The organism is Rhodococcus marinonascens NBRC 14363 (assembly GCF_001894885.1).
GTDB classification, from domain to species: Bacteria; Actinomycetota; Actinomycetes; order Mycobacteriales; family Mycobacteriaceae; genus Rhodococcus_F; species Rhodococcus_F marinonascens.
This window is the reverse complement of the sequence record NZ_BCXB01000038.1, coordinates 1-25,377: the sequence shown is the minus strand read 5'-3', so window position 1 is coordinate 25,377 and position 25,377 is coordinate 1. Positions and strand designations below refer to the sequence as shown.

Genomic DNA, 25,377 nt, shown 5'->3' with positions numbered 1-25,377 from the left:
ATGGCCGACTATCACGGTTACCATGAGGGCGGGTGAGGGTGGAACTGTCGTTGAACCGAGCCTGCGCAATGCAGAAGCTGCCCCCAGAGAACTCCAAGCGCCCGACGTCAGTACGGATATCGTGTCCGATCTATACGGAAATCCGGAGAACTTCTTCACGTTCCAAGTCGATTGGGGCGATCTCGATGGCTCAGTGGATACCGACTCCGACCCATACACGAATCGCAGTATCCGATGTGCACCGCGCGATACCCCTGCCGCCGCCGAGGTGAATGCCGGCGGTAGACCCCTGACAACGATCTCCGTAGTTCCCAAAACAGCTACGACCACCGCCTTCGGTGATGCGCCAACCGATGTGCAGGTCGGTCAGTGGGTACCGCTCACGGTTACCGTGGCCCCCGGCACCGTCGGCGAGAATGTCGAGATCTACGACGGTGACACCAAGATCGGGTTGGCCGCGCTCGATAGCAAGGGGGTGGCCGGATTCGCGTGGGGGCCGCGCACGCCGGGTGAGCACAGCCTGTCGGCGAAGTACTTGGGGAACGAGCGGATCGCGGGCTCGGAGTCGGTTGTGCAGACCGTGGTGGTCTCGGATGCCGAGACCACTACGGTGCTCACCGGCCCGGCGACCGCGCAGACCGGAACCGAGGTGAGCTTCGAGGCGCAGGTCTCTCCCACCCCCGAGGGAGGCACCGTCCAATTCAGGGACGGTGAAACCGATCTGGGCGAACCCGTAGCGGTGGATGCGGACGGCAAAGCAGCCATCACCCGCACCTTCGATTCCGAAGGCACCCACGACATCACCGCCGTCTACAGCGGAACAGCCGGCCATTCCGGTTCGACCGCCCCCGCCGTCACCATCACCGTCACTGATGAGCCCACCCCCACAGGACCGGCTGGCAACACCTTCGGATCCTGACCCGACCACGAAGCACGCTTCATCATCGAAAGGAAACTGATGTCTGGCAGGAACGTTTGTCGCGCGGTCAGCGGCGTCGGTGCCGTGGTGGTGGCCACAGGATTCGCGGTCACCGTCAGTGCAGGCGTCGCTGATGCGGTTCCCCAAACGGTGACGTGGACCGACGGGCAGACTGTGTTCACCCGCACGATCAGTGATGTTGAACCGGGACCGGGAGACACCTTCACGTCGTCGACGAGGGTCGAGACGCCCGATGCGTCCGAAACCATCCCCGTCTTCACGGACATCTGCCCGGCATGTCTGACATTCCAATCAGCGCAGGTGGACGGGAAGCCCTTGGATTTCATCAACACCATTGGTCCCGATTTTGTGACGATCAGCAGCGTCGATGGTTCATGGGATATTCCTCCCAAGACAAATGATCCGGAATCGCACACGTTCGAGTTCGCGTACCGGGTCGACGAGGGCTGTGAACGTAGCATTCCGCTGACGACTGGAGTCAGCTACGAATTCTCGAACGGCGCGGGCAGCCACACCACCGAAGCCGGTGTCTTGAAGATCACGGTCGGACTGGGCACCTCCACCACGGCTTTCGATGCGATGCCGTCCCACGTGCAGATCGGGCAGCAGGTGCGGCTGACGGCGACCGTTACTGGCGGCGCTATTGGTGACACAGTCGAGTTCTACGACGATTCCACCAAGGTTGGGACGGCTGCGCTCGACGATACGGGTGTAGCGGCATTCGACTGGACACCGGATACGCAAGGTGCCTACCTCTTGACCGCGAAATTCCTGGGGAACCCGCAGACCCGAAGCTCGCAGTCAAGCATGCGGACCGTGCAGGTTTCGGACGCCGAGACCGCCACAGGATCGGCCGGCAACATCTTCGGATCCTGACGCGACACCACCTGCCCCACACACGTGCACGGAACCCGGTCAGATACCGAAGCCGTTCAGGGCGAGATCGGACCTGTCCGATGAATATAGGTAGTCCTGGGTTCCAGTGTTCGGTCATCATCGGTGGGCGTCGCCCGGCTCGCTCCACCATTGGTTCGCGTTCGTGGCCCGTGTCTATGCCGAAGAGACACCAACCGGCACACGATCCGCCGTGTCGAGAGCAACCTGATCGTCGCGGGTTCAATCGGAGGTGGGGGTTCGGCGAAACAAGTAGCCTACATGCGTGATTCGGGTCAGGATCCGAAGATGTTGCCCGGCGATCCTGTGCCGCCGTCACCGTCGTCGGGGCCGCCGACCGCGTCGACGACCGTGACCGTGACGACCTCAGCGGCCGAACCGGAATAGCCCGGTGCACCGCTGTAGACGGCGGTGATGTCATGGGTTCCTTCGGAATCGAAGGTTCGGGTGATGCTCGCCTTGCCGTCCTCGGCCACCGGCACCGGGGTACCCAGGTCGGTGTCACCATCCCGGAACTGCACGGTGCCACCCTCGGAGGCCGGTGAGACCTGTGCCCCGAAGATCACCTCGGCGCCGGTCGGCGCAGTCGCCGGACCAAGGAGTACCGTGCTGGTCTCCGCGTCCGGGGCCGGCGAGACCTGCACCGCCTGCACACTCGACTGCGAGCCGTTCGAATGCGGGGTCTGAAGAAACTTCGCGGACAGGCTGCGATCACCAGCTGTGTCCGGTGTCCATTCCAATACCCCCTCACCCACACGGTTCACCCGCGTCGACCCGATCTTTCTGGTGCCGTCATAGAACTCGACGGTGTCACCCTCCTCGGCACGACCCACGCCTGATCTCACGGTGACCTTCAGCGGTACCGTTCGCCCGACCTGCGCGTTGGAGGGCACGGCGAGATCGGTGGAGGAGTTGTTGAGCTTGACTGTGACGGCCGGGCCCTTGTCCTTGTAATTGCTGGTGCCGAGGGTGTGCGAGTAGTTCAGCGTCGTCATCAGCGGTACATTGCGGTCACAGTCCCTCTCGACCCGGTACTGGAAAGTGAAGGTGCGCGACTTCGGGCTGATGTTCGGAAACACCGCCCAGTCTTGCGGGCCCGGTGACTTGACCTGTGCAAAGTCCGGACGGTCCAAGTCGATAACAAGCTCGTTAGCAGGCTTGATCTCGCCCAAGTACGCCCTCTGGAGCGTCCAACACTCCGGGTGTACATCCTTGACTTTGGTGATGTATTCCACTGTGCCACCGAAGGTCCGCTCGAACTTCGTCTTCGAGGTGATGATGTCTCCCTCGCTTGGGTTCACGTCGCTGATAGTCCGTGTGAACTTGGCGTGGCCAGCAGTCCACGTCACCGATTTGGAAGCCGCGTCAGCGACACCTGCACCGACGGTGACCGCGAATCCTGCAGCCACCGCCACGGCAGTAGCCGCGCTCACGCGACGAATGTTTCTGCCAGACATGATTTCCTCTCGGTTGTGGGCGTGGGTCGTAGTCGGGTCACGATCCGAAGATGTTGCCCGGCGATCCTGTGTTGACGGGCTCCTCGGTGCCGCCGCCGTCGTCGTTGAGGCCGCCGTCCGCGTCGGTGACCGTGACCGTGACGACCTCGGCCGTCGAACCGGAATAATCCGGTGCACCGCTGTAGACGGCGGCGATCTCATGGGTGCCTTCGGAATCGAAGGTGCGGGTGATGTTCGCTTTGCCGTCCGCATCCACCGGTACCGGGGTACCCAAGTCGGTGTCGCCGTCCCGGAACTGCACGATGCCACCCTCAGGGGCCGGGGAGATCTGCGCCTCGAAACTCACCTCCGCGCCGGCCTGCACGCTCGACGGGCCGGTGAGCACCGTGGTGGTCTCCGCGTCCGGGACCGGGACGGTCTGCACACCCGACTGCGAACCCGCCACCCGCGAGGTGGCCAGGTACTTCGCCGACAGTGTGTGCTCACCCGCCGTGTCCGGAGTCCACTCGAATGCCGCCACACCCTTTTTGTCGAGCGCAGCCGTCCCGATCTTGGTGGCGCCGTCGTAGAACTCGACGGTGTCGCCTTTGGCGCCACCGGTCACGGTCGCCGTCAGCGGCACCGACTTGCCGATCTGCACGTCGGACGGTGCGGCAGCGAGATCGGTGGTGGAGGCGTCCAACCCGACCTTGATGTCCGGGCCCTTGGTGTTGTACGTACCGCTGCCGAGCGAACCCGAGTACCGCATCCCCGTCTCCAGCGCAGCGTTGCGGTCACAATCCGCACCGACCTTGTACGTGAACTCGAACGTGCGCGACTGCTTGAACGCGTTGGTCTCCGGGCCGAACATCGGGTACACCGGCCACTTGATGATGTTGCCCTTGACCTTCGCCCAATCATCACCCTTGCTGTCGATGCCATAAGACTTCCCACCCACCTTCGCCGACTGAACCGTCAGACACGCAGGGTGCACATCCCGAACGTTGTAGATGTACTCGACGGCGCCACCGGCCTTGCGTTGGAACTTCGTCGTCACGGTGATGGTGTCTCCCGCATGGGGGTTCACGTTGCTGATCGTACGGGTGAACTGGCTGAAGTGGTCGGACCATTGCCTCGATTTGGCAGCCGCGTCAGCAACGCCGGCGCCCACGGTGACCGCGAATCCCGCGGCCACCACCACGGCACTGACGGCACTGACCGCGCGACGAATGTTTCTGTCGGACATGAATTCCCTTTCAACTATGAAGCATTCGTGGTAGTAGGGTCAGGATCCGAAGATGTTACCCGGCGATCCTGTGCCGCCGTCGTCGGCGCCACCATTGGTGACGGTGATCGTGACGGGCCGCGAGGTCGAGCCCCGATGGCCCAGCGTTCCGCTATAGACGGCGGTGATGTCATGGGCACCTGCGGAGCGGAAGGTGTGGGTGATACTCGCCTTGCCGTCCCCGTTTACTGGTACCGGGCTGCCCAGGTTGGTGCCGCCGTCTTTGAATTGCACGGTGCCGCCACCGGTTGCCGGTGTGATCTGTGCCACGAGATCCACTGCGGCACCCCTTGCCGCGGACGCGGGTGGAGTCAGCATCGCCGTGGTCTCGGCCTCCGATACCGGCACGGGGAGGCCGGTGGAGGTCGAACCGGCAAACCCATCAGTGCCCAAGTAGACCGCGATGATGTTGTGGGTGCCTTCGGAATCGAAGGAGTGGGTCATGCTCGCGGTGCCGTCCCCGTCCACCGGTACCGGGGTGCCCAGATCGGTTCCGCCGTCTTTGAATTGCACGGTGCCGCCGTCCGGTGCGGGTGAGATCTGCGCCGTGAAGGCTGATTCGGTGCCGATATCCGCAGTCTCCGGACCGGTCAGGACCGTGGTGGTCTCAGCATCCGAAACCTGCACGGTCTGCACACTCGACTGCGTGCTCTCGGCCCGCGAGTTCCCCACGTACTTCGCAGTCAGAGAGTGCGGACCGGGCGTATCCGGCGTCCAGTCGAATGTCGCCACACCCTTGTTCAGCGCACCCGTCCCGATCTTGGTGTTGCCGTCGTAGAAGTCGATCTTGTCGACCTCGGCGCTATCGGTCACGGTCGCCGTCAGCGTCACCGACTGCGTGAACGGCACATCGTCGGCCGCGGAGAGGCTTATCACGGGCCGGTCTTTCTGGACCGTGACGGCTGGGCCCTTGGTTTTGTACGTGCCGCTGCCGAGCGAGCCCTTGTAACTCATCCCCGTATCCAGTGGAACATCTCGGGCGCAGTCCGCACCGACCTTGTACGTGAACTCGAATGCGCGGAACGACGGCAGTGTCGGCCTACCGCTCAGCGTTGGTGAGTTCACCGACCATTTGGTGAGATTGCCGTTAACCTTCGCCCAGTCATCCCCTTTGCTGTCGATGCCATAGGAATTAAAGCTGTCGTACCCATCGGGGTTACTGCCCACCCTCGCCGACTGGACGGTCAGGCACGCCGGGTGCCAGTCCTTGACCCAGTAGATGAACTCCATGACGCTCGCGGTCCGCTCGAACTTCGTGGTCGAGGTGATGGTGTCTCCCGCGTGGGGAGTGGCATTGCTGATCGTGCGGGTGAACTTGCTGTTGCCGTCGGTCCACGACTTCGTTTGGGAAGCCGCACCCGCGGCGCCGGCACCGACGGTCACCGCGAACCCAGCGGCCACCACCACGGCACTGACGGCGCCGACAAGGCGGCGAATATTCCTGTCAAACATCGACTTCCTCTCGATCACGAAGCGTGCTTCGTCGGTGGCGAATCATTACTCGACCAGGTGAGCTGGCACGGACTGGGCTCTGTGAATACAAATGAACGGGTAGTGGAGTCGGGTCAGGAGCCAAAGATGCTCCCTGGCCAATCGGCGACTGTGACGGTGCCGGCCTGCGCGGTCGAGCCGAGCTGGCCCTGTGCTCCATGGAAGATCGCGGTGATTTGGTGATCACCCGACTCGGTGAAGGCATGTGACAGCGTTGCCATACCATCGGTCACCGGCACCGGGTCCCCGATCGGGACGGTGCCGTCGAAGAACTTCACGGTGCCACCGGTCTGGTTCGGGAAGACCGCCGCAGTGAGGTCCACCGCAGCACCCTTCGCCGCGGACGCGGGTAGGGTCAGCACCGTTGTCGTCTCGATCGACGACACCGTCACCGAGAGGCCAGCGGATGTGGAACCGGCGACTCCCGTCAGGCCGCTGTAGACGGCGGTGATGTCATGGGTGCCTTCGGAATCGAAGGTGTGAGTGATGCCGGCTTTGCCGTCGGCATCCACCGGTACCGGGATACCCAAGTCGGTGTCGCCGTCCCTGAATTGAACGATGCCACCCTCGGGGGCCGGGGACACCTGCGCCTCGAAACTCACCTCGGTACCGGTCTGCGCGGTCGGCAGACCGGTGAGCACCGTGCTGGTTTCGGCGTCCGAGACGTGCACGGCCACGGTCGACTGCGAGGCCGCCAACCGTGTGTTCTCCACGAATTTGGCGGACAGGCTGTAGTCGCCCTTCGTGGTCGGTGTCCAGTCAAGTGTCGCATTGCCCGAGTTCACCGGCACCGTACCAATTTTGGTGGTGCCGTCGTAGAACTCGATAACATCGCCGGAGGGGCCGGCGAAGTTGTTGTTTACGTGCGCAGTCAGCGGCACCGACTGCCCGACCTGTACATCGGATCGCACGGTGAGAGTGGTAGTGGTGGGTATGCGCTCGACCGGGGCGGCCGGGCCCTTGGTCTTGTAGGTGCCGCTGCCGAGAGAGCCGCTGTAGATCATCCCTGTCGTCAACGGAACGTCGTAATCACAGTTGTCGCCGACCACGTAGTTGAACGTGAATGTGCGTTGGTTCGGTTTGATGTTGGGGTACACCGGCCAGTCGCCGGAGCTGCCATAGTTGAGTTCTGCGTAATCCATCCCTGGGGAAACATTGCCCGTCGAAGTTCTACCATTGCCGATGCCGTTCACCTGCGCCGTTTGGAACTTCCAACACGCCGGGTGCACGTCCTTGACGTGGTAGATGTACTCGACGGGGCCAGGGGACTTCCGTTCGAACTTTATCGACACATTGAAGAAGTCTCCCGGGTGGAGGTTCACGTTGCTGATCGTCCGGGTGAACTTGCTGTACCCATCGGACCACGACACCGAGTTGTCAGCCGCACCCGCGGCGCCGGTACCCACGGTGACCGCGAACCCCGCGGCCACCACCACAGCACTGATGGCGCTGACCGCGCGACGAATATTTCTGCCAGACATGATTTCCTCTCGATGATGCAGCGTGCGTCATAGTCGGATCAGGATCCGAAGATGTTGCCCGCCGATCCCGTTCCATCGGGCTCGTCAGTGTTGCCGCCGTCGCCGCCGTCGGTGTTGCCGTCGGTGCCACCGTCCGCGTCGGTGACGGTGACGGTGACCGTGACGGCCTCGGCGGTCGACCCGGAATAGCCCGGTGCCCCGCTGTAGACGGCGATGATGTCATGGGTGCCTTCGGAATTGAAGGTGTGGGTGATACTCGCCTTGCCGTCCGCATCCATCGGCACCGGGGCACCCAGATCTCTGTCACCATCCCTGAACTGCACGGTGCCACCCTCAGGGGTCGGGGACACCTGCGCCTCGAAACTCACCTCCGTGCCGGTCTGCGCGGCCGGGGGGCCGGTGAGCTCCATAGCGGTCTCGGCTTCTGGAGCCGACGCGACCTGCACGATCTGCAGATCAGACCGCGAGTCCTCGGCCTGCGGGTTCCCCACGTACTTCGCGGACATAATGTGCTCACCAGCCGTGGTTGGCGTCCAGTCGAATGCCGACGTGCCCCACAGAATATGGTCTTGCACCGCATCCTCCCCGATCTTTGTGGTGCCGTCGTAAAACTCGACGAAACCCGTGTTTCTGTGGGCATCCTGATTGATAACCGTCGCCGTCACCGATGCCGACTGTCCGACCTGCAGATCGTTCGGCACAGAAAGGACAATGGAGGAGGGATTCACGTCGCTGACCATGCGGGTAAAGCTCTTGAAGCCGTCAGTCCACGCTGCCGCTGGTGTCGCACCGGCGACGCTGGCACCGGTGGTGACCGCGAACCCCGCGGCCACCACCACGGCACTGACGACTCCGACCGCGCGACGAATGTTTCTGTCAGACATGAATTCCCTTTCAACTATGAAGCATTCGTGGTAGCAGGGTCAGGAGCCGAAGATGTTACCCGTCGATCCTGTGCCACCGTCATCGGTACCACCGTCGCCGTCGTCGGGGCCACCGTCCGCGTCGGTGACCGTGACCGTGACCGGCTCGGCCGTCGAACCGGAAACACCCGCTGCCCCGCTGTAGACGGCGGTGATCTCATGGGTGCCTTCGGAATCGAAGGTGTGGGTGATGCTCGCCTTGCCGTCCGCATCCACCGGTACCGGGGCACCCAGGTCGGTGTCGCCGTCCCGGAACTGCACGGTGCCACCCTCAGGGATCGGGGACACCTGCGCCTCGAAACTCACCTCCGCACCGGTCTGTGCGGTTGCCGGGCCGGTGAGCACCGTGGTGGTCTCCGCGTCCGGGACCGGAGAGACCTGCACCGTCTGCACACCCGACTGCGAACCCGTCACCCGCGAGGTAGCCAGGTACTTCGCGGACAGTGCGTGCTCACCCTCCGTGTCCGGAATCCAGCCGAAGGCCGCCACACCCTTGCCGTCGAGCGCGGCCGTCCCGATCTTGGTGGCACCGTCATAGAACTCGACGGGGTCACCGGTGGCGCCACTGGTCACGGTCGAGGTCAGCTGTACCGGCTGCCCGACCTGCAGATCGGACGGTACGGCACCGAAAACGGTGGTCGAGGAGTCCAACCCGACCTTGATGGCCGGACCCTTGGTGTTGTACGTACCGCTGCCGAGCGAACCCGAGTAGCGCATTCCCGTCTTCAGCGCAGAGTTGCGGTCACAATTCGCCCCGACCTTGTATTTGAACTCGAACGTGCGCGACTTAGGACTGAGGACGGGGCGTACCGGCCACTTGGTGGGGCCGCCCTTGACCCTCGCCCAATCACTGCCCTGGCTGTCGATGCCGTAAGACTTCCCATCCACCTTCGCCGACTGAACCGTCAGACATTCCGGGTGCACGTCCGTGACCTCGCGGATGTACTCCACCACTGACCCCCCTTTGCCCTTGGGTCGTTCGAACTTCGTCGACACGGTGATGGTGTCTCCCGCATGGGGACTCACGTTGCTGACCGTGCGGGTGAACTTGCTCTTCCCGTCCATCCACGACGTCGTTTGGGAAGCCGCACCCGCGACGCCGACACCCACGGTGACCGCGAACCCCGCGGCCACCGCCACGGCACTGACGGCACCGATCGTGCGACGAATATTCCTACCAAACATGAATTTCCTCTCGATGATCAAGCGTGCGTAATGGGTGGGTCAGGATCCGAAGATGTTGCCCGCCGATCCGGTGCCTCCGTCGTCGGTGTTCGGGGCGTTTGAGACCTGCACGGTCTGCACGCTCGACTGCGAACTCTGTGTCCGCTGGGCCCCAACATATTTCGCGGACAGGCTGTGCTCACCCCCGGTGGCCGGTATCCAGTCGAGTGTTGCCATGCGAAGGCTGCCCAGCTGAGCCGTCCCGATCTTGGTGGCGCCGTCATAGAACTCGACGATGTCACCGGCGGCGGCGCCGGTCACGGTCGCCGTCAGCGGTACCAACTGCCCGACCCGCACATCGGTCAGCACGTCAGCAAGAGCAGTGGTCGTAGGGTCTTTTCTGACCGTGACATCCGGGCCCATGGTGTTGTAGGCGTGGCTGCCCGAAGAGTAGTAGCGCATTCCCGTCGTCAACGGAACGTTGAGGTCGCAGTTGTCGCCCACCTGGTAAGTGAATTCGAACGTGTGCGACGGGTTTCTAGACCTACTCCACTCCCACCCCCCTGTGATCTGAGCCCCAACGGCATCCTGGCTGTCGAGATGATAGGGCGTCCCGTCCACCTCCACCGACTCGAACGTGAAGCATTCCGGGCGCACGTCGTTGACCAGGGAGATGAACTCTATAAGGCCAAAGGCGTTAGTTTCGAACTTCGTCGACACGGTGACGGTGTCTCCCGGGTAGGGGGTTGCGTCGCTGATCGTGCGAGTAAACGTGTGATCACCATCGGTCCAGGTCACCGTGGCGGGTGCTGCGTCCGCCACGCCGGCACCGACGGTGACCGCGAATCCAGCGACCACTGTCCCGGCGCCCAGTGCACCAAGCAAGCGACGAATATTTTTGCCGAACATCAATTTCCTCTCAATGCGAAGTGTGCTTCGTATTCTGGTCAGGATCCGAAGAGATTGCCGACCGACCCAGTGGTGCCGGGTTCGGCATCGAGGGAGACCTGCACGGTCTGCAAACTCGACTGTGAGCTCTCGGTCTGTGGGTTTCCCAGGTATTTCGCAGACAGACCGTGTCTGCCCACCGCGTCCGGTATCCAGCCGAAGGCCGCCACACCAGTGCCGTCGAGCAGGGCCGTCCCGAGTTTGGCTGGGCCGTCGTAGAACTCGACCGCGTCTCCGGCGGCACCACCGGTCACCGTCGCCGTCAGCGGTACCGACTGCCCGACCTGCACACCGGACGACACAGTATCGAGAGCGGTACTGGAGGTGTCCAACCTGACCGTGACGTCCGGGCCCACATCGCTGTAGGCATTGATGTTTCCGCCGGAGGAACGGGAACTGAGGTAGCGCATCCCTGTCGTCAGCGGGACGTTGCGGTTGCAGTTCGTCCCAACCTGATACGTGAACGCGAACGTGCGCGACCGATTGCTGCCGCTTGGAGGGGTCACACTCCACGCATTCGTGTTGTTGCTGACCCTCACGAAATCGGCATCCTGCGTATGGATGTCATATGGCTTCCCGTCCACCGTCGCCGACTTGAAGGTCAGACATTCCGGGTGTACGTCCCAGATGTCGTAGATGAATTCAGATTCGAAGACCGAACCTTTGAACCATTCGAACTTCGTCGACACGGTGATATCGTCGCCCGCACTAGGTTTTATGTTACTGAAACTGCGGGTGAACCTGGCGTTTCCGTCGGTCCACGTCACCGAACTGTCTGCCGCGCCGGCAACACCGACACCAGCAGCGACCACGAATCCTGCGGCCACCGCGGCGGCACCGAGGACACCGACTATGCGGCGTATGTTCCTGCCGGACATGATTTTCCTCTCGATGATGAAGCGTGTTCCGTGGTCGAATCAGAATCCAAATATGTTGCCGGCCGATCCTGTGCCGCCTCCATCCGTGTTGCCGCCGTCGTCGGCGCCACCACCCTCATCGTTGACGGTGACCGTGACAGTGATGGGCTGAGCGGTCGAGCCGGAGTAGCCCGGTGCACCGCTGTAGACGGCGGTGATGTCATGGGCGCCTTCGGAATCGAAGGTGCGGGTGATGCTAACCCTACCGTTTTCGCCCACCGGTACCGGGATACCCAAGTCGGTGTCACCATCCCTGAACTGCACGATGCCACCCTCGGGGGCCGGGGACACCTGCGCCTCGAAACTCACCTCGGTACCGGTCTGCGCGGTCGCCGGTCCGGTGACCACCGTTCTGGTCTCCGCGTCCGGGACCGACGAAATCTGCACGGTCCGCTTGCTCGACTCCGAGCGCGCGACCTTCGAGGTCTCCACGTATACCGCGGACAGGCTGTGCGTACCCTCCGTGCTGGGTGTCCAGTCGAGAGCCGCCGTGCCCTTCCAGTACTGAGACCCCTTTCTCACTGGGGCCTCCCCTATCTTGGTGGTGCCGTCGTAGAACTCGACGTCACCACTGACTATTTGTTGCGCTCCATTGGTCACGTTCGCCGTCAACGGCACCGACTGCCCGACCTGCATACCGGTAGGCACATCGCCGAACTCGGTGGTAGTGGGATCTTTGACAACCGTGACCTCCGGGCCCTTGGTCTTGTAGTTACCTTTGCCGAGCGTTCCGTCGTAGGTCACCCCCGTGTCCACGGGAACGGTGCGACTGCAGCTGTCCGTGATCCTGTACGTGAACTCGAATGTTCGCGAATTCCGGCTGACCAGGCCGCGAATCGGCCACTGGGTAGGGCCTCCCTTGACCTGTGCTGCACCCGCGGTATCGCCAGCACTATAGGGCTCCTCATCCACCTTCGCCGACACCAAGCTCCAGCATGTAGGGGTGATGTCCGTGACCTCTCTGATGTACTCCACCACCCCACCGGTCCGTTCGATCTTCGTCGACGTGGTGACCCTCTCGTTGACTCGAGGGTTCACATTGCTGATCGTTCGGGTGAACTTGGTCTTGCCGTCCTTCCAAGACAGCGTCGCTGGAGCTGCACTGGCTACGTCGACGGCGGCCAAGGTAAATCCTACGGTTACCGCCACGACACCCAGGGCGCTGATCATGCGGCGAATATTCATGCCGGACATCTCTTTCCTCTCGATGATGCAGCGTGTTTCGTAGACAGGTCTCAGGATCCGAAGACGTTGCCCGCTGATCCCGTGCCGATGGGCTCGCCGGTGCCACCATCCGCGTCGTTGACAGTGACCGTAACGGCCTCGGAGGTCGAACCGACATAGCCCGGTGCTCCGCCGTAGACGGCGGTGATGGCATAAGCACCTTCGGAATCGAACGTGTGGGTGATGTTCGCCTTGCCGTCCGCATCCACCGGTACCGGGGCGCCCAGGTCGGTGTCGCCGTCCCTGAACTGCACGGTGCCGCCCTCGGGGGTCGGGGAGACCTGCGAGCCGAAGATTACCTCGGTGCCGGTCTGCGCGGTCGAGGGTCCCCTGAGCACCGTGACGGTCTCGGCGTCCGGGGCCGGCGATACCTGCACGGTCTCCACGCTCGACTGCGAACCTAGGATTTGTGAGGTGCCCACATATTTCGCAGACAGTTTGCGCAAACCCTCCGTGTCCGGTGTCCAGTCGAACGTTGCCACACCCCAGAGAAATGCATCCTTCACGGGAGCCTCCCCAATCTTCGTGGTGTCGTCGTAGAACTCGACGGAACCGGTGCCTACGCTGCCGAACGAGTTGATAACGGTCGCCCGCAACGGCACCGAGCTACCGACCTGCGCGTCGTCCGGCACTCCGAGGATGGTGCTGGTTGTGCTCGACCCGACCGTGATTTCTGGACCCTTCGTTTCGTAGACACCCATTCCGAGCGAACCCACGTAGCGCATTCCCGTCTCCAGCGGAACGTTGCGGTCACAGTTCCCGACCAGGTACGTGAACTCGAACGTGTGCGACTTCGGGTTGATGATCGGGTGCACTTTCCAGGACCCTCTGACCTGCGCCCACCTGGGGGATCCGCTCGCGAGATCGTGGTTCTTCCCGTCCACCTTCGCCGACTTGACCGTCAGACATTGCGGGTGCACGTCGGTGACCTCGCCGATATTCTCGAACACACCACCGACCTTCCGTTCGAACTTCGTCGACACGGTGATGGTGTCTCCCGGGCGGGCATTGACGTTGCTGATCGTCCGGGTGAACTTGCTGAAACCGTCGGACCACGATATCGATTTGGAATCCGCACCCGCGACGCCGGCACCGCCGGTGACAGCGAATCCTGCGGTCACCACCACGGCACTGATGGCGCCGATCGTGCGTCGCATGTTCCTGCCGGACATCAATTTCCTCTCGATGATGAAGCGTGCTTCGCAGTCGGGTCAGGATCCGAAAGTGTTGCTTGCCGAACCTGTGCCGACGGGCTCGTCGGTGCCGCCGTCGTCGTCGCCGTCGTCGTCATCGAGGGTGACCGTGACGGTGAGGGCCTCGGAGGTCGAACCGACATAGCCCGGTGCTCCGCCGTAGACGGCGGTGATGTCATGGGTGCCAGCGGAATCGAAGGTGCGGGTGATGCTAACCTTGCCGCCTTCGACCACCGGTACAGGGATACCCAAGTCGGTGTCGCCGTCCCTGAACTGCACGATGCCACCCTCAGGGGTCGGGGAGATCTGCGCCTCGAAACTCACCTCCGCGCCGGCCTGCACGCTCGACGGGCCGGTGAGCACCGTGGTGGTCTCCGCGTCCGGGACCGGGACCGGGACGGTCTGCACACCCGACTGCGAACCCGCCACCCGCGAGGTGGCCAGGTACTTCGCCGACAGTGTGTGCTCACCCGCCGTGTCCGGAGTCCACTCGAATGCCGCCACACCCTTTTTGTCGAGCGCAGCCGTCCCGATCTTGGTGGCGCCGTCGTAGAACTCGACGGTGTCGCCTTTGGCGCCACCGGTGACGGTCGCCGTCAGCGGCACCGACTGCCCGAGGTGGACTTCGGCCGGCACATCGCCGAACTCGGTGGTAGTGGGGACTTTACCGATCGTGACCACCGGGCCCTTGGTCTTGAAGTTGCTGGTGCCGTGCGAGCCCTTGTAGCTCATCCCCGTCTCGAATGGAACACCTTGCTCACAGTTACTCCACACGTTGTACGTGAACTCGAACATGATCGACTTCGGACTGATGATGGGGCGGATTGGCCAATCGAAGATGCCAGCCGCGAGCTTCGCGGCACCGGGGGTATCGCCATAACCCCCTGGGCCGCGGCCGACCGATTGATAGGGATGCCCGTCCACCTTCGACGACAACAAGCTCCAGCATGTAGGGGTTCTGTCCGTGATCTCGTAGATGTACTCCGCCGAACTGCCGAACTTCTTCTCGATTGTGATCTGCACGGTGACCCTGGAGTTGACTCCAGGGTTCACATTGCTGATCGTTCGGGTGAACTTGGTCTTTCCGGAGGTCCACGACTTCGTTTGGGAAGCCGCACCCGCGGCGCCGGTCCCGACCGTCACCGCGAACCCTGCGACCACCGCCATGACACTGACGATGCTGACCACATAACGGATGATGTTGTCAGACATGCGTTTCCTCTCGATTGCAATTCGGGACAGCTGCTCCGACTGATGGGGGGGGGGGCGACCTCGAGGCCGTTCAGTGCGCCCTTCAATCGACCGGATCACCGCTTGCGGGAAGGGCTCGTCCCACAAGGAATCGCACTCGGGGAAACCGGGGTTCGCCTATCCCTCACCCGCCACAAGACAACTACGCCCAAACAATTCGACGTGCTCCGCCAGTAGTGCAAGGCGGTGGTGACAGCGCAGCGCACTGCGCTCTCTCAACGAACCGCAAGCTCCTCCTGTGACCGCTTCCGGCATCGTCGGTAGCGTCGATGCCGGAAGCGGGCTGTTCGAGGCGCCGCCTATCCGGTTGCCGCTGGTTGAGGAGCATGGCGAAGCACGCCTGCAACCCCGTTGGTCAGGCTTCCGGTGGCCCTGCCGGCGGTCCCGCCATCCGAGGTCCCGCCATCCGAGGTCCCGCCATCCGAGGTCCCGCCATCCGAGGTCCCGCCATCCGAGGTCCCGTCATCCGAGGTCCCGTCATCCGAGGTCCCGTCATCCGAGGTCCCGTCATCCGAGGTCCCGCCGTCGGGATCTTCGGGGTTGAGGATCCCACGCGCAAAGTTCAACTCGTCGATAGCGGACTGAATCTTGAACGTGGCGCCGAAAGAATCGAGGACGGACTGTACGGAGCGCACCTTGTTCGGGTCGAGGTCGTTGACGTCGATGCCGACTTTGCGAAGATTGTCATCTACGGTACTCACTGCGTCGGCGAGCTTCTCGGTGTCTTCGGTGCTCAGTTCCGGAACTTCATGTCCCGGGTTCGTGGGGCCGCTCGGAAAAAGCTGGCCCGTATCCAGCAGTTGTTCGATTGCATAGGCGGACAGATAGAGGGATATCGGATCCCACGGAAAGAAGTAGGTCGTAATCGCGAGCGCCGGGCTGATCAGGTTGGGGAATTGCCCGACGAAGGCTCCCCTGGGGTCGCCGGTCTCGTTGGCCCGAGTGGCAGCGTCGACAGCGGCCTGTCCAATGCCGGGGAACAGGTAGTCGCCGAGATCCCCGGCGAACCCCGCAAGTTGTATCTCCGGCGCCGTGGTGCTCAGTGGGGGCTGTGTGTACGACATGGCGCCGACACCTGCAATGCCGCCGACCACAGCAAACCCGGCTATCCCGGCAACAACTTGAGAACGAACCGTTACCTTCATATTACCTTTTCTTTAGAGTCGATCAGGCTGAACCGGTCTGTGGCAAAGCGAGTCTCGAGATTCCATACCACAGTCCGACGGGGTGCGCCGACCCCCCTCCGCGGGAGGCGGCGATTGCTCACAGGAGATGTGAGTGAGTATTCCGATCTCGGAATGTGCATCGGAGAGTATTGTGAACTTCCTCACTTGTCAACCGCGGCAATCAATCCCGCATCTGACAAATAGTTGAAATGCTAGGTACTTTCAGGATCGGTGCTGTTCGCTTGCAATCGAGGACCGCCTGAGGCCGGCGAGGGATCTCGATGCAGCGCATTTGACTGACGAATCATGTTCCGCACCAGAAGATGAACGCGAATTCGAATTCGAACTCGAACCGTCGGAAGATGCTGAAATGTTCAAGCACATTCCACGAAGATGCGGGCGTTCGAGGTGAGCGCACGAACCGGCATCGATTTCGATGCGCCCGCCTACCAATTGGATACTGCCCAATGCCGATCCGGTGCTCCGGCTGAATTCGAAGTGTTTCGGGTCCGACCTTGCCTGTCCCCGTGGATGAGTCAGGGCCAATCTAGAGTCCCGTTGCACCCATCGAACGCGACCGGAAGAAACGGCCAGCGAGATGGCGGAATGCAAGAGGCAGTCGGCAGAGGCCATCGTGCGGAAGCTACGTCTCGCAGACGAGCTGGCCGCGTAGGGAGCACCGGCAAGTAGATCGCAGCGGAACTGGCACTATCGCCAATCGTCGTCGACGCACCGAATGTGCCCTAGCCATACAGCACTCACCAGCGACTGCAGAACCACCTGGACCGACTATCGGGAACCTTCCAGTCGAGGACATTTGTCGGCGGTCAATCCGGGGAGAGCATCGTGATCGGCCGATGCCTCAAACCGGAAGGACATGACTCCTGCAGAAAGGTTGCCGTTTCGGAGTGAATTGCTCTTGCCGAACTTCTTGAACAATGGGGTCGATTCATAAACTGTCCCTACAGACCTGCGCTCGAGGCGGGCGAATTGACAGACTTCGAGGCAGTACTCGCGCTCGGCGACATCTACTTGTTCCCGTCCCTTGCTGTGGTACCCGGTTACGCGGACGAGACGGCTGAGGACCCGCCACTGAGTGTGACCCCGACCAAGAATTGTGTCAACAAGATTTTTTGATGAGTCTTGGCATGTCTCCCATGAACGGATCCACATCGTTTTGGAGTTGGATTAATCCCCGACCTCCGGCATGTCTCCATTGAGCGGGTCCGCTAGGACTTGGAGTCTTGTTGATTCCAGCCCCTCGGGGGCGTACCTTCCGTGCTGGGTTCACTTTGTCTATCGTCCTTCCACCTCCCAGATCTGGGAGGTGGAAGGACGATAGGGATGATGGCTGGACGGAAGCGCGGTTCTGTGGAGGACATCGTTCGGAAGCTGCGGCGGGCGGACGAATTGGCCGCTGCGGGCATGACACAGGAGGAGGTCGCCGCCGAACTCGAGGTCTCGGCAGCGCCCCTGTACAACTGGCGACGCTAGTACAGCGGCATGGATGCCGGGGCCGCGAAGGAACTCGAGGAGCTCCGAAAGCAGAACAGCAAGCTCAAACGCTTGCTGTCCGAGGCCGAACTGGAGAAGGACGCGCTGCGTGAGGTGGCCAAGGGAAAATTCTGAGCCCAGCAGCCAAGCGCCGCGCAGTCGAGATGCTGACCTCCACGTTGTCTATCTCGGAGCGATTGGCATGCAAAGCTGTTGGGCTTGCCCGATCAACATTTCGACGGATCCCCGTTGCGCAGAACCTGACAGATCCTGACGCCAAACTGCGGGCCTGGCTTCGCCGCTATTCCAGGGACCACCCGCTGCATGGGTTCCGGCGCGCGCGGGCCCATCTCCGCTAAGACGAGGGCCGGCTGGTGAACAAGAAGAAGGTTCACCGATTGTGGAAGGAGGAAGGCCTTCAGGTGTGGATCGATCACTCTCGCAATCGTGCGATGTCGAGTTCGGTGCAGTAGGTCGGGTGACCTCCCCGGAACACTGCGCGCAGGGCCCACCGCAGGTGTTGCTGATGGACCACGATTCAGAGTCGATATTCATTGCACTGCAACAGTGTTGCTCTGAGACTAGTCGCTTTGCGCGCGTAGATACCGGCCGAAGTGTGGGACGGTGAATCCGATCGACCCACGCTCGGCCGAATAGATCAGCCCCTTCTTGATCAACCCGTCCCGAGCAGGTGACAGGGAGGCGGGCTTGCGATCGAGTTCGGAGGCGATCGATGCCGTCGCGACCGGTCCGTCGTCGGCGGAGAGATCGGCCATCGCTCGCATGTACTCGCGCTCGGCGGGCGTCGCGCGTTCGTACCGCGAGCCGAAGAAGCCGACCGCGAGTTCTTCCTCCGCCGTCGGCGCGGCCACCCGAACGTCCTCCTCGGTGATCGGGCTCGCCGCGGACACGTCCCACGTCGCCTTGCCGTACGCCTGGACGAAGTACGGGTAACCGTCGGCGGCGGCATACAACCCGTCCAACGCCTCGTCGGTGAACTTCACATCCTCCCGCTCGGCAGGCGCGATCAGTGCCCGGTCGGCGGACGCCCGGTCGAGTCGGTCGATGCGGTGGTAGCTGAACAGCCGCTCCGAATAACTCTTCGACGCCGACAGCACCGCAGGAAGGTGCGGCAGGCCCGCACCGACCACAATCAGCGGTGCCGCGTCCTGACTGAGTTCGTGGCAGGCCCCGCACACTGCCGAGACGTCCGCGGCGCCGAGATCCTGCATCTCGTCGATGAACAGCGCGATCCCGACACCGACGTCTCGGGCCAGCGATGACGCATCGAGCAGCAACTCGACCACATCGATCTCGATGTCACCGGAATCGGCGCGACCCTTCACCGCCGGAGCGTCGATGCCTGGCTGCCACCGCTCCCGCATGCCCTTGTCCGCGGTCGCACGCAGGGCGAACGATTTCAGTGTGCCAAGGAACTCCTCCACCCGGTCGGGGTCGCGGTGCGAACCGGCGATCTCCCGGACCGCCATGTGCAACGCCGACGACAGCGGCCGTCGCAGATCCTGGTCTGGACGGGCCTCGATCTTCCCGGTTCCCCATCTCCGCGAAATCGCCGCCGAGCGCAAGTGGTTGAGCAGCACCGTCTTCCCGACGCCGCGCAGGCCGGTGAGCATCACACTGCGTTCCGGGCGGCCACGCGCGATCCGTTCGAGCACCACGTCGAACGCGTCGAGTTGCCTGGTTCGTCCAGCCAGTTCCGGTGGTCGCTGCCCGGCACCTGGCGCATACGGGTTACGGACTGGGTCCATAGCCATGAAGGTAACAACCTCTGTTGCCGAATATGCGCTGATCTAGCGCGTGTCCTAGATATCGCAATCAAGCTAGATATCGCGATCAAGTCCTGGCTAGGGAGTGAGGACTTCCCCACCCTTTGGTGTCTATCAGCTTCCGCAAGTTCCCCCGAGGCTGGATACGAACGCAGAAACGGGGAGGACACCATGATCGAGTTGGACGCCCGAGCCGAGTTGGAGCGACTCGCGCCGCAGGCCGCTGCCGGCGACGATGGGGCCGTCGAAGAAGTGTTGCGTGTCGCCTACCCCCTCGTGCATCGCTACTGCAAGACCAGACTGGGGACCGTGGATAGCTCGCATGTGTGCGCCGACGACGTCGCCCAGGACGTCTGCCTAGCGTTGATGGGCGCACTTTCCACGTACGAGGACCAGGGGAAGTCCTTGTTGTCATTCATCTTCGGTATCGCCGCGCACAAGGTGTCCGACGCTCGGCGCCGCGCCGCCCGGTGGTCCGTCGCCACCGCACGTACTGCGGCCGAAACCAAGGTGGTCAGCGTCGACGACGACCCGGAACACCAAGTACTACGCGGCGAATCGCACAGCAGCATGAGCCAACTCGTCGAAACCCTCTCGACCCGCCACCAGCAAGTTCTCTTTATGCGCATCGTCGTGGGAATGTCGGCGGAACAGACCGCCCGCGTCCTCGATACCACCCCTGGGGCCGTCCGCGTCGCGCAACACCGGGCACTGAACCACCTGCGGGAACGGATCGAATCGAATACTGCACAACATCATTCGCAGACACCGCGACGTGCGGCCCGGACAGAAACTGTTCACACTCGTACGCCGACAAGGGCATGAATCCAGCGGCGGCCGGGTCGAACGGAACCTGCTTGTCCGAAGGGACGTTCACGTTCTCCTCATCTGCGACTAGACGTAGACATAGCTCGATTCAGTGGGCGAAGCCCCAGTCAGCGACAATTGCCACCGTCCACACCCGCAGACACGGTAGGCGACGACCCCTGTGCTCGTCTGGTGCCGCGATACTTCCCGCCATTCGTGTTGGTGATGGTTTCTCATGCACCCAGCGTGATGTAATGGCATTGTGCATCTCAACCCTTACGGCGAACATGCGGTCACTCTCGCCGCCGATCTCACGAATCGCCCGCCCGAATCGACCGAGGAACTCGTGACTCGATGCGTCGAGTCCGGCCTCGTAGTCGACTTCCCCGTCAGCGACCACGACCTGTCCGAAGTGCTTGCCATACTCGACCGGTGGACGCTGATCGTCGACACAACCGCTGAAGAAGCTCGGGCTGAACAGATCAACCTCATGCTCGCGAAGGCCTCGGCCTATCCGCGAATGACCAACCACGCCAACGACGGCTGGCACCTCCACTACCGCGACGACCAGCATTCCCTCGCGGGTGTACTCGAGGCCCTCATCTCGATGGGCACTGCGCTGCACCTCGTGGGCCGCGGGATGCACCGACTAAGCCGTTGCACGCTGGCGGAATGCAATGTCATCTACGTCGACACGTCGCGCAACGGACGTCAGCGCTACTGCTCGCCGCGCTGTGCGAACCGAGACGCTGTGCGACGTCACCGAGCCCGGTAATCGCCTCGCTCGGTCGGCGAATCGCAACCGGAGAAAAGCATACGCTGGTGTATCCGATGCGCTAGCGTATCGAACGTTGCTGTCGAACCTGGAAGAAGAGGAGGCGCTATGCCGACATCACCGGCGAGTTCCCCCGAACCTGCCACCGATGCGCCCAAGCGGGTGACGAAACGGCGGGGACGTACCCGCCAGCGTCTTCTCGACGCCGCCGTCGAGATCTTCGCAGAGAATGGCTTCGGCCGGTCGACAGTCGAGCAGATTTGCGAACGCGGCGGCTATACACGCGGTGCCTTCTACTCCAACTTCGCATCGTTGGACGAGATGTTCTTCGCCATGTGGGAGCAACGCTCCGGTTCGATGCTCGACCAGATCCGGCGCGCCGCCGACTCTTCAACCATCGACTTCGCCCATCTCGCAACTGACGACAAACTGCGGACCGGCACCGCACTGGTGCTGGACGCCGTCCAGGTGGACGATCAGTGGTACCGGATCAACGCCGAGTTCACGGCCCACGCGCTGCGCAATCCGTCGCTCAAAAAGGCACTCGCCGCACGTGAAGAGACGATCCTGAACACCATCGTGCCAATCCTGGAGAAGGCACTGAGCCGACTCGGTCGTCGTATCGTCTGCGATCCGCCGGTACTCGGTCGCGCGCTTGTAGCCCTGCACGACGGCACCGCGGTCCAGTGCCTGATAGACGACGACGGCGCGTCCGCGCGCGAACTCCGCCTCGACCTTTTCACCCACGTCGTGGCCGCGTACACCGAACCCGATACCACCCACCCCGGATAGAGGAGTCTTCGTGACAGAGCAAGCTGATGTGATCGTTGTCGGAGCCGGACTGGCGGGACTCGTCGCCACCTACGAATTGGTCCAGGCAGGCCGGAAAGTCCTCGTGGTCGACCAGGAAAGTTCGGTGAACCTCGGCGGCCAGGCATTCTGGTCGCTCGGTGGACTGTTCCTCGTCGACAGCCCGGAACAGCGACGACTCGGCATCAAGGACTCGTACGACCTGGCGATCCAGGACTGGTTGGGCACGGCCTCATTCGATCGCGACCGCGAGGACAGGTGGCCACGACTATGGGCCCAGGCGTACGTCGAATTCGCCGCCGGCGAGAAGCGGCAGTACCTCCACGACCTCGGCCTGCGTCTGATGCCGAACGTCGGGTGGGCTGAGCGTGGACGTGGATCCGCTCTCGGGCAGGGCAATTCCGTCCCACGGTTCCACATCACCTGGGGCACCGGACCGGGCGTCGTGGAGGTCTTCCTCACGCGTGTCCTCGCGGCCTCACAGCGGGGCCTGGTCACGTTCAAGCACCGCCACCAGGTCGACGAGATCGTCGTGACGGACGGCGCCGCCACCGGCGTGCGCGGCACGGTCCTCGAACCGTCCACCGAATCCCGCGGAGTGAAGAGTTCACGGACCGCGATCGGGGAGTTCGAATTCTCCGCGCAGGCGGTGGTCGTCACGTCAGGAGGCATCGGCGGCAATCCCGAACTGGTCAAGAAGAATTGGCCCGCCCGTCTGGGGAAAGCTCCCGAGAACATGCTCGCCGGTGTCCCGGCACACGTCGACGGCCGGATGCTGGAGATCACCGAGAACGCCGGTGGCAACATCGTGAACAGAGACCGCATGTGGCACTACGTCGAAGGCATCGAGAACTGGGATCCGATCTGGCCGAACCACGGCATCCGCATCATCCCCGGACCATCTTCGATGTGGTTCGACGGCAACGGTAAACGGCTGCCCAGCCCCAACTTCCCCGGTTTCGACACCATGGGAACGCTCCAGCACATCATGAACAGCGGGCACCACCACACGTGGTTCGTTCTCGACCAGAAGATCATCGAGAAGGAGTTCGCGCTGTCGGGTTCCGAGCAGAACCCCGACATCACCGGCCGCGACTTCAAACTCCTGGCCGAACGAATCAAGAAGGGCGCTCCCGGACCGGTCGAGGCGTTCAAGCAAAACGGTGCAGACTTCGTCGTTCGCGACAATCTCCGAGACCTCGTCGATGGCATGAACGCGATCACCCCCGAAGCGCCGGTGGCCTACGAGGACCTTGAGCGCGAGATTGTAGCCCGAGACCGCGAGGTGAAGAACAACTACAGCAAGGATTTCCAGATCATGGCAATCCGAAATGCACGGAGCCTGCTGGCCGACAAGATTACCCGCGTCGTCAGCCCCCACGCGCTGCTCGACCCCAAGAACGGTCCACTGATCGCGGTCCGCCTACACCTGCTGACCCGCAAGTCCCTCGGCGGCCTCGAGACCGACCTCGACTCTCAGGTGATCCGACCGGACGGCACGGCCTTCGAAGGTCTCTACGCCGCCGGGGAGGTAGCCGGATTCGGTGGCGGCGGCGTCCACGGGTACAGCGCACTCGAGGGCACCTTCCTTGGTGGCTGCATCTTCTCCGGCCGGGCCGCAGGTCGCGCGCTGGCCCGCAAGCTGTAGCCGGCGCTGCCAGCTACTTGACCAGTATTCGAGTTCAGGACATGCAGAACAGTGGATGTCTCAGGCGGGACACGGATGAACGTGTCCCGCCTACTCGCCCACCTTCGCCCTCATCAGGAAGACGTTGTAGTCGGACCAGGTCGAGATGGTGAAGTATAGGTCGTCAGCGCTCGACCACGGGTGGATGAAGCCGCCGTACAGTTCCGGGTACTCGGTGACGCTGACCATCCGGGCCCCGTCGGACCAGGCACCCTGCGGCGAGTCGGACTCACGGAGAACGATGGCCAGCTTCAACGTGTCGAGGTATGCCATCTGCCACTTCCCGGTGGCCTCGTCGTAACGAACAGACAATTCGGCTGCAGGAGCATTGACGATCGGCGTCGCTTCCGTGAAGCCACCGACCGGCGTCCAGTCGCCGTCCTGCCAGTACTGGTACGCGGATGTGTTCAATATTTGGTCGACCGGAACGCGGGCTAGGCCGACGTTGCCCAGCCGTGTGTTGGCGGTGCCGAACATGTAGACGAAGTCACCGACAGGCACCATCGATGCGACCTGAAACTTGGTGACTCCGAAAATGTTGTCCCACTTCGCGTACGGGTCCTTCGTCCAAGTGGAGCCGCCGTCGTCCGAATAGGCGATACCGCCGTAGTTGGTCCACCACGTGGTCGGGATGCTGTTCCACGTTCGGATCGACATGTAGCTCATGTATTGCCTGTTTCCGACGGCGAATCCCGATGTCGGAATGGTGGTGATCTCGATGTTGTCGAGTTTGCGGCTGTCGAGAACCTCCGCCGCGTGGCAGCGGCTGTCCAGCACCATGCTGTCCAGGCTCATCCCGTCGGCCAGGTTGCGGTCGGAGCTGAATCCCAGAACATTGCTGCGCCAGTCGCCACCCTGGCCGCCGGGCGGAATGAAGCCTTTGCCGAAGGTGTCGCCAAACGCTACAGCGATCTGATCAGGCGCGGACTCCCACATGATTCCGAGATCGGTGCCGTTGACTTGGTAGCGCTTGTCGGTGCGGCTGACCGAACCGGAGCCGGTCACCTTTGCCACCCGAGTCACCTCGCCGATCTTCGGAGTCGGCGGGGCAGGACTGCGCGGAGCCTCTACGGTCGCGGGATGTATCACGGGCGGCGGAGGGGACAATTGAATCTCGACTCCCGGCACGGGAATTCCGAAGTGGAACGGTGTGAACTTCAGGCTGACGTCCGGAATGTTGAGCACGCTCGACAGATTCCCGGAGTCCGGGCCGGTCTCGTCAGTCAAGTCCGGGCACGGATCGGTGCAGGGATCGGCCGGCAATTCCTGGGAAACCCGGACAGGTTCCTTGACCGGCGCGGGGTACGGCACCGTCGTGATCTTCGGGTACGGAATTGGGATCTCGAGCTTCTCCGGAATGAGAGAAACTGTCGCGTTCGAAACCTCGGTGGCGCACGCACCGCTGCCGGGCACCCCGTTCCACGCCACCTCGGGTTCGGCGACAGCGTCGCCCTGGTTCGAGTAGACGATCGCGCTCGAACCGATCGCCACTGCCGCAAACGACGCGACCCACCTCTTCGACATCGCTCCCCCTCCGTCGAACATGCCGCTGTGTACACGACTGCACCGGTCGACGGGAAGGTAGCACTGTACGGATGCGCTCGCGGATTCACCACGCGCACCCGCAACGAAAATCTTGCGGGGTACCCGGGCCGGACGTCTTCAGTGCCCGGTCCCGGATCCGTCGTGCCGATGACGGTCTCA

23 protein-coding genes are annotated in these 25,377 nt (G+C 62.7%); 9 read left to right on the top strand and 14 right to left on the bottom strand.

Annotated features, from left to right (window positions below):
* Positions 1–121 precede the first annotated feature (121 nt).
* On the top strand, positions 122–919 hold the full coding sequence (locus RM2_RS24655; RefSeq protein ID WP_169846777.1) for an Ig-like domain-containing protein: 798 nt from the start codon (positions 122–124) through the stop codon (positions 917–919).
* Positions 920–958: 39 nt separating this feature from the next.
* Positions 959–1,816 carry an Ig-like domain-containing protein gene (locus RM2_RS19965; RefSeq protein WP_072691267.1) on the top strand — a complete coding sequence of 286 codons (858 nt, stop codon included), beginning with the start codon at positions 959–961 and terminating at the stop codon, positions 1,814–1,816.
* A gap of 293 nt (positions 1,817–2,109) precedes the next feature.
* Here the strand turns inward: RM2_RS19965 and RM2_RS19960 are convergent, their stop codons facing one another.
* The 12 genes from RM2_RS19960 to RM2_RS19905 form a co-directional block, all read right to left on the bottom strand.
* The gene (locus RM2_RS19960) at positions 2,110–3,267 is read right to left on the bottom strand and encodes an Ig-like domain-containing protein (protein WP_072691266.1); all 1,158 of its coding nucleotides are present in this window, start codon (positions 3,265–3,267) and stop codon (positions 2,110–2,112) included.
* Positions 3,268–3,328: 61 nt separating this feature from the next.
* Entirely contained in the window at positions 3,329–4,516 is a 1,188-nt protein-coding gene (locus RM2_RS19955) for an Ig-like domain-containing protein (RefSeq protein WP_072691265.1), read from the bottom strand.
* Between the two features lie 39 nt (positions 4,517–4,555).
* The gene (locus tag RM2_RS19950) at positions 4,556–6,007 is read right to left on the bottom strand and encodes an Ig-like domain-containing protein (protein ID WP_072691278.1); all 1,452 of its coding nucleotides are present in this window, start codon (positions 6,005–6,007) and stop codon (positions 4,556–4,558) included.
* Positions 6,008–6,120: 113 nt separating this feature from the next.
* On the bottom strand, positions 6,121–7,527 hold the full coding sequence (locus RM2_RS19945; protein ID WP_072691264.1) for an Ig-like domain-containing protein: 1,407 nt from the start codon (positions 7,525–7,527) through the stop codon (positions 6,121–6,123).
* Between the two features lie 38 nt (positions 7,528–7,565).
* On the bottom strand, positions 7,566–8,411 hold the full coding sequence (locus RM2_RS19940) for an Ig-like domain-containing protein (RefSeq protein ID WP_072691263.1): 846 nt from the start codon (positions 8,409–8,411) through the stop codon (positions 7,566–7,568).
* Positions 8,412–8,450: 39 nt separating this feature from the next.
* Positions 8,451–9,635, bottom strand: coding sequence for an Ig-like domain-containing protein (locus RM2_RS19935; RefSeq protein ID WP_072691262.1), 1,185 nt, complete (start codon positions 9,633–9,635; stop codon positions 8,451–8,453).
* Positions 9,636–9,674: 39 nt separating this feature from the next.
* Positions 9,675–10,523, bottom strand: a complete 849-nt coding sequence (locus tag RM2_RS19930; protein ID WP_072691261.1) for an Ig-like domain-containing protein — start codon at positions 10,521–10,523, stop codon at positions 9,675–9,677.
* A gap of 38 nt (positions 10,524–10,561) precedes the next feature.
* Positions 10,562–11,440 (bottom strand): Ig-like domain-containing protein, encoded by an 879-nt coding sequence (locus tag RM2_RS19925; protein WP_072691260.1) that lies wholly within the window; start codon positions 11,438–11,440, stop codon positions 10,562–10,564.
* Positions 11,441–11,479: 39 nt separating this feature from the next.
* A complete protein-coding gene (locus RM2_RS19920) occupies positions 11,480–12,673 on the bottom strand; it encodes an Ig-like domain-containing protein (protein WP_072691259.1) in 1,194 nt (397 codons plus the stop codon).
* A 41-nt stretch (positions 12,674–12,714) separates the two neighbouring features.
* Positions 12,715–13,875 (bottom strand): Ig-like domain-containing protein, encoded by a 1,161-nt coding sequence (locus tag RM2_RS19915; RefSeq protein WP_072691258.1) that lies wholly within the window; start codon positions 13,873–13,875, stop codon positions 12,715–12,717.
* Positions 13,876–13,914: 39 nt separating this feature from the next.
* Positions 13,915–15,108: an Ig-like domain-containing protein gene (locus RM2_RS19910; RefSeq protein ID WP_072691257.1), complete on the bottom strand. Its 1,194-nt coding sequence runs from the start codon at positions 15,106–15,108 to the stop codon at positions 13,915–13,917.
* A 338-nt stretch (positions 15,109–15,446) separates the two neighbouring features.
* Positions 15,447–16,292 (bottom strand): hypothetical protein, encoded by an 846-nt coding sequence (locus RM2_RS19905; RefSeq protein ID WP_139277850.1) that lies wholly within the window; start codon positions 16,290–16,292, stop codon positions 15,447–15,449.
* A 1,011-nt stretch (positions 16,293–17,303) separates the two neighbouring features.
* Here RM2_RS19905 and RM2_RS24650 point away from each other — a divergent pair.
* The 3 genes from RM2_RS24650 to RM2_RS25680 all read left to right on the top strand — a co-directional run bounded on the left by RM2_RS24650 (position 17,304) and on the right by RM2_RS25680 (position 17,942).
* Positions 17,304–17,450, top strand: a complete 147-nt coding sequence (locus tag RM2_RS24650) for a hypothetical protein (RefSeq protein WP_169846776.1) — start codon at positions 17,304–17,306, stop codon at positions 17,448–17,450.
* Between the two features lie 207 nt (positions 17,451–17,657).
* Entirely contained in the window at positions 17,658–17,807 is a 150-nt protein-coding gene (locus RM2_RS24150; protein WP_169846775.1) for a transposase, read from the top strand.
* A gap of 9 nt (positions 17,808–17,816) precedes the next feature.
* Positions 17,817–17,942 carry a hypothetical protein gene (locus tag RM2_RS25680; protein WP_281250430.1) on the top strand — a complete coding sequence of 42 codons (126 nt, stop codon included), beginning with the start codon at positions 17,817–17,819 and terminating at the stop codon, positions 17,940–17,942.
* Positions 17,943–18,388: 446 nt separating this feature from the next.
* Here the strand turns inward: RM2_RS25680 and RM2_RS19890 are convergent, their stop codons facing one another.
* Positions 18,389–19,576 (bottom strand): ATP-binding protein, encoded by a 1,188-nt coding sequence (locus RM2_RS19890; protein WP_072691255.1) that lies wholly within the window; start codon positions 19,574–19,576, stop codon positions 18,389–18,391.
* A gap of 189 nt (positions 19,577–19,765) precedes the next feature.
* On the opposite strand from RM2_RS19890, the gene shbA reads away from it, so the two are divergent.
* The 4 genes from shbA to RM2_RS19870 all read left to right on the top strand — a co-directional run bounded on the left by shbA (position 19,766) and on the right by RM2_RS19870 (position 23,634).
* The gene (gene shbA / locus RM2_RS19885; RefSeq protein WP_084721899.1) at positions 19,766–20,419 is read left to right on the top strand and encodes an RNA polymerase sigma factor ShbA; all 654 of its coding nucleotides are present in this window, start codon (positions 19,766–19,768) and stop codon (positions 20,417–20,419) included.
* 244 nt (positions 20,420–20,663) lie between these two features.
* Positions 20,664–21,176, top strand: coding sequence for a CGNR zinc finger domain-containing protein (locus tag RM2_RS19880; RefSeq protein WP_072691254.1), 513 nt, complete (start codon positions 20,664–20,666; stop codon positions 21,174–21,176).
* Positions 21,177–21,284: 108 nt separating this feature from the next.
* Positions 21,285–21,968, top strand: a complete 684-nt coding sequence (locus RM2_RS19875) for a TetR/AcrR family transcriptional regulator (RefSeq protein ID WP_072691253.1) — start codon at positions 21,285–21,287, stop codon at positions 21,966–21,968.
* 10 nt (positions 21,969–21,978) lie between these two features.
* Entirely contained in the window at positions 21,979–23,634 is a 1,656-nt protein-coding gene (locus tag RM2_RS19870) for an FAD-binding dehydrogenase (RefSeq protein WP_072691252.1), read from the top strand.
* A 90-nt stretch (positions 23,635–23,724) separates the two neighbouring features.
* On the opposite strand, the gene RM2_RS19865 is transcribed toward RM2_RS19870, so the two are convergent.
* Positions 23,725–25,197 (bottom strand): glycoside hydrolase family 183 protein, encoded by a 1,473-nt coding sequence (locus tag RM2_RS19865; protein WP_072691277.1) that lies wholly within the window; start codon positions 25,195–25,197, stop codon positions 23,725–23,727.
* Positions 25,198–25,377: the final 180 nt, after the last annotated feature.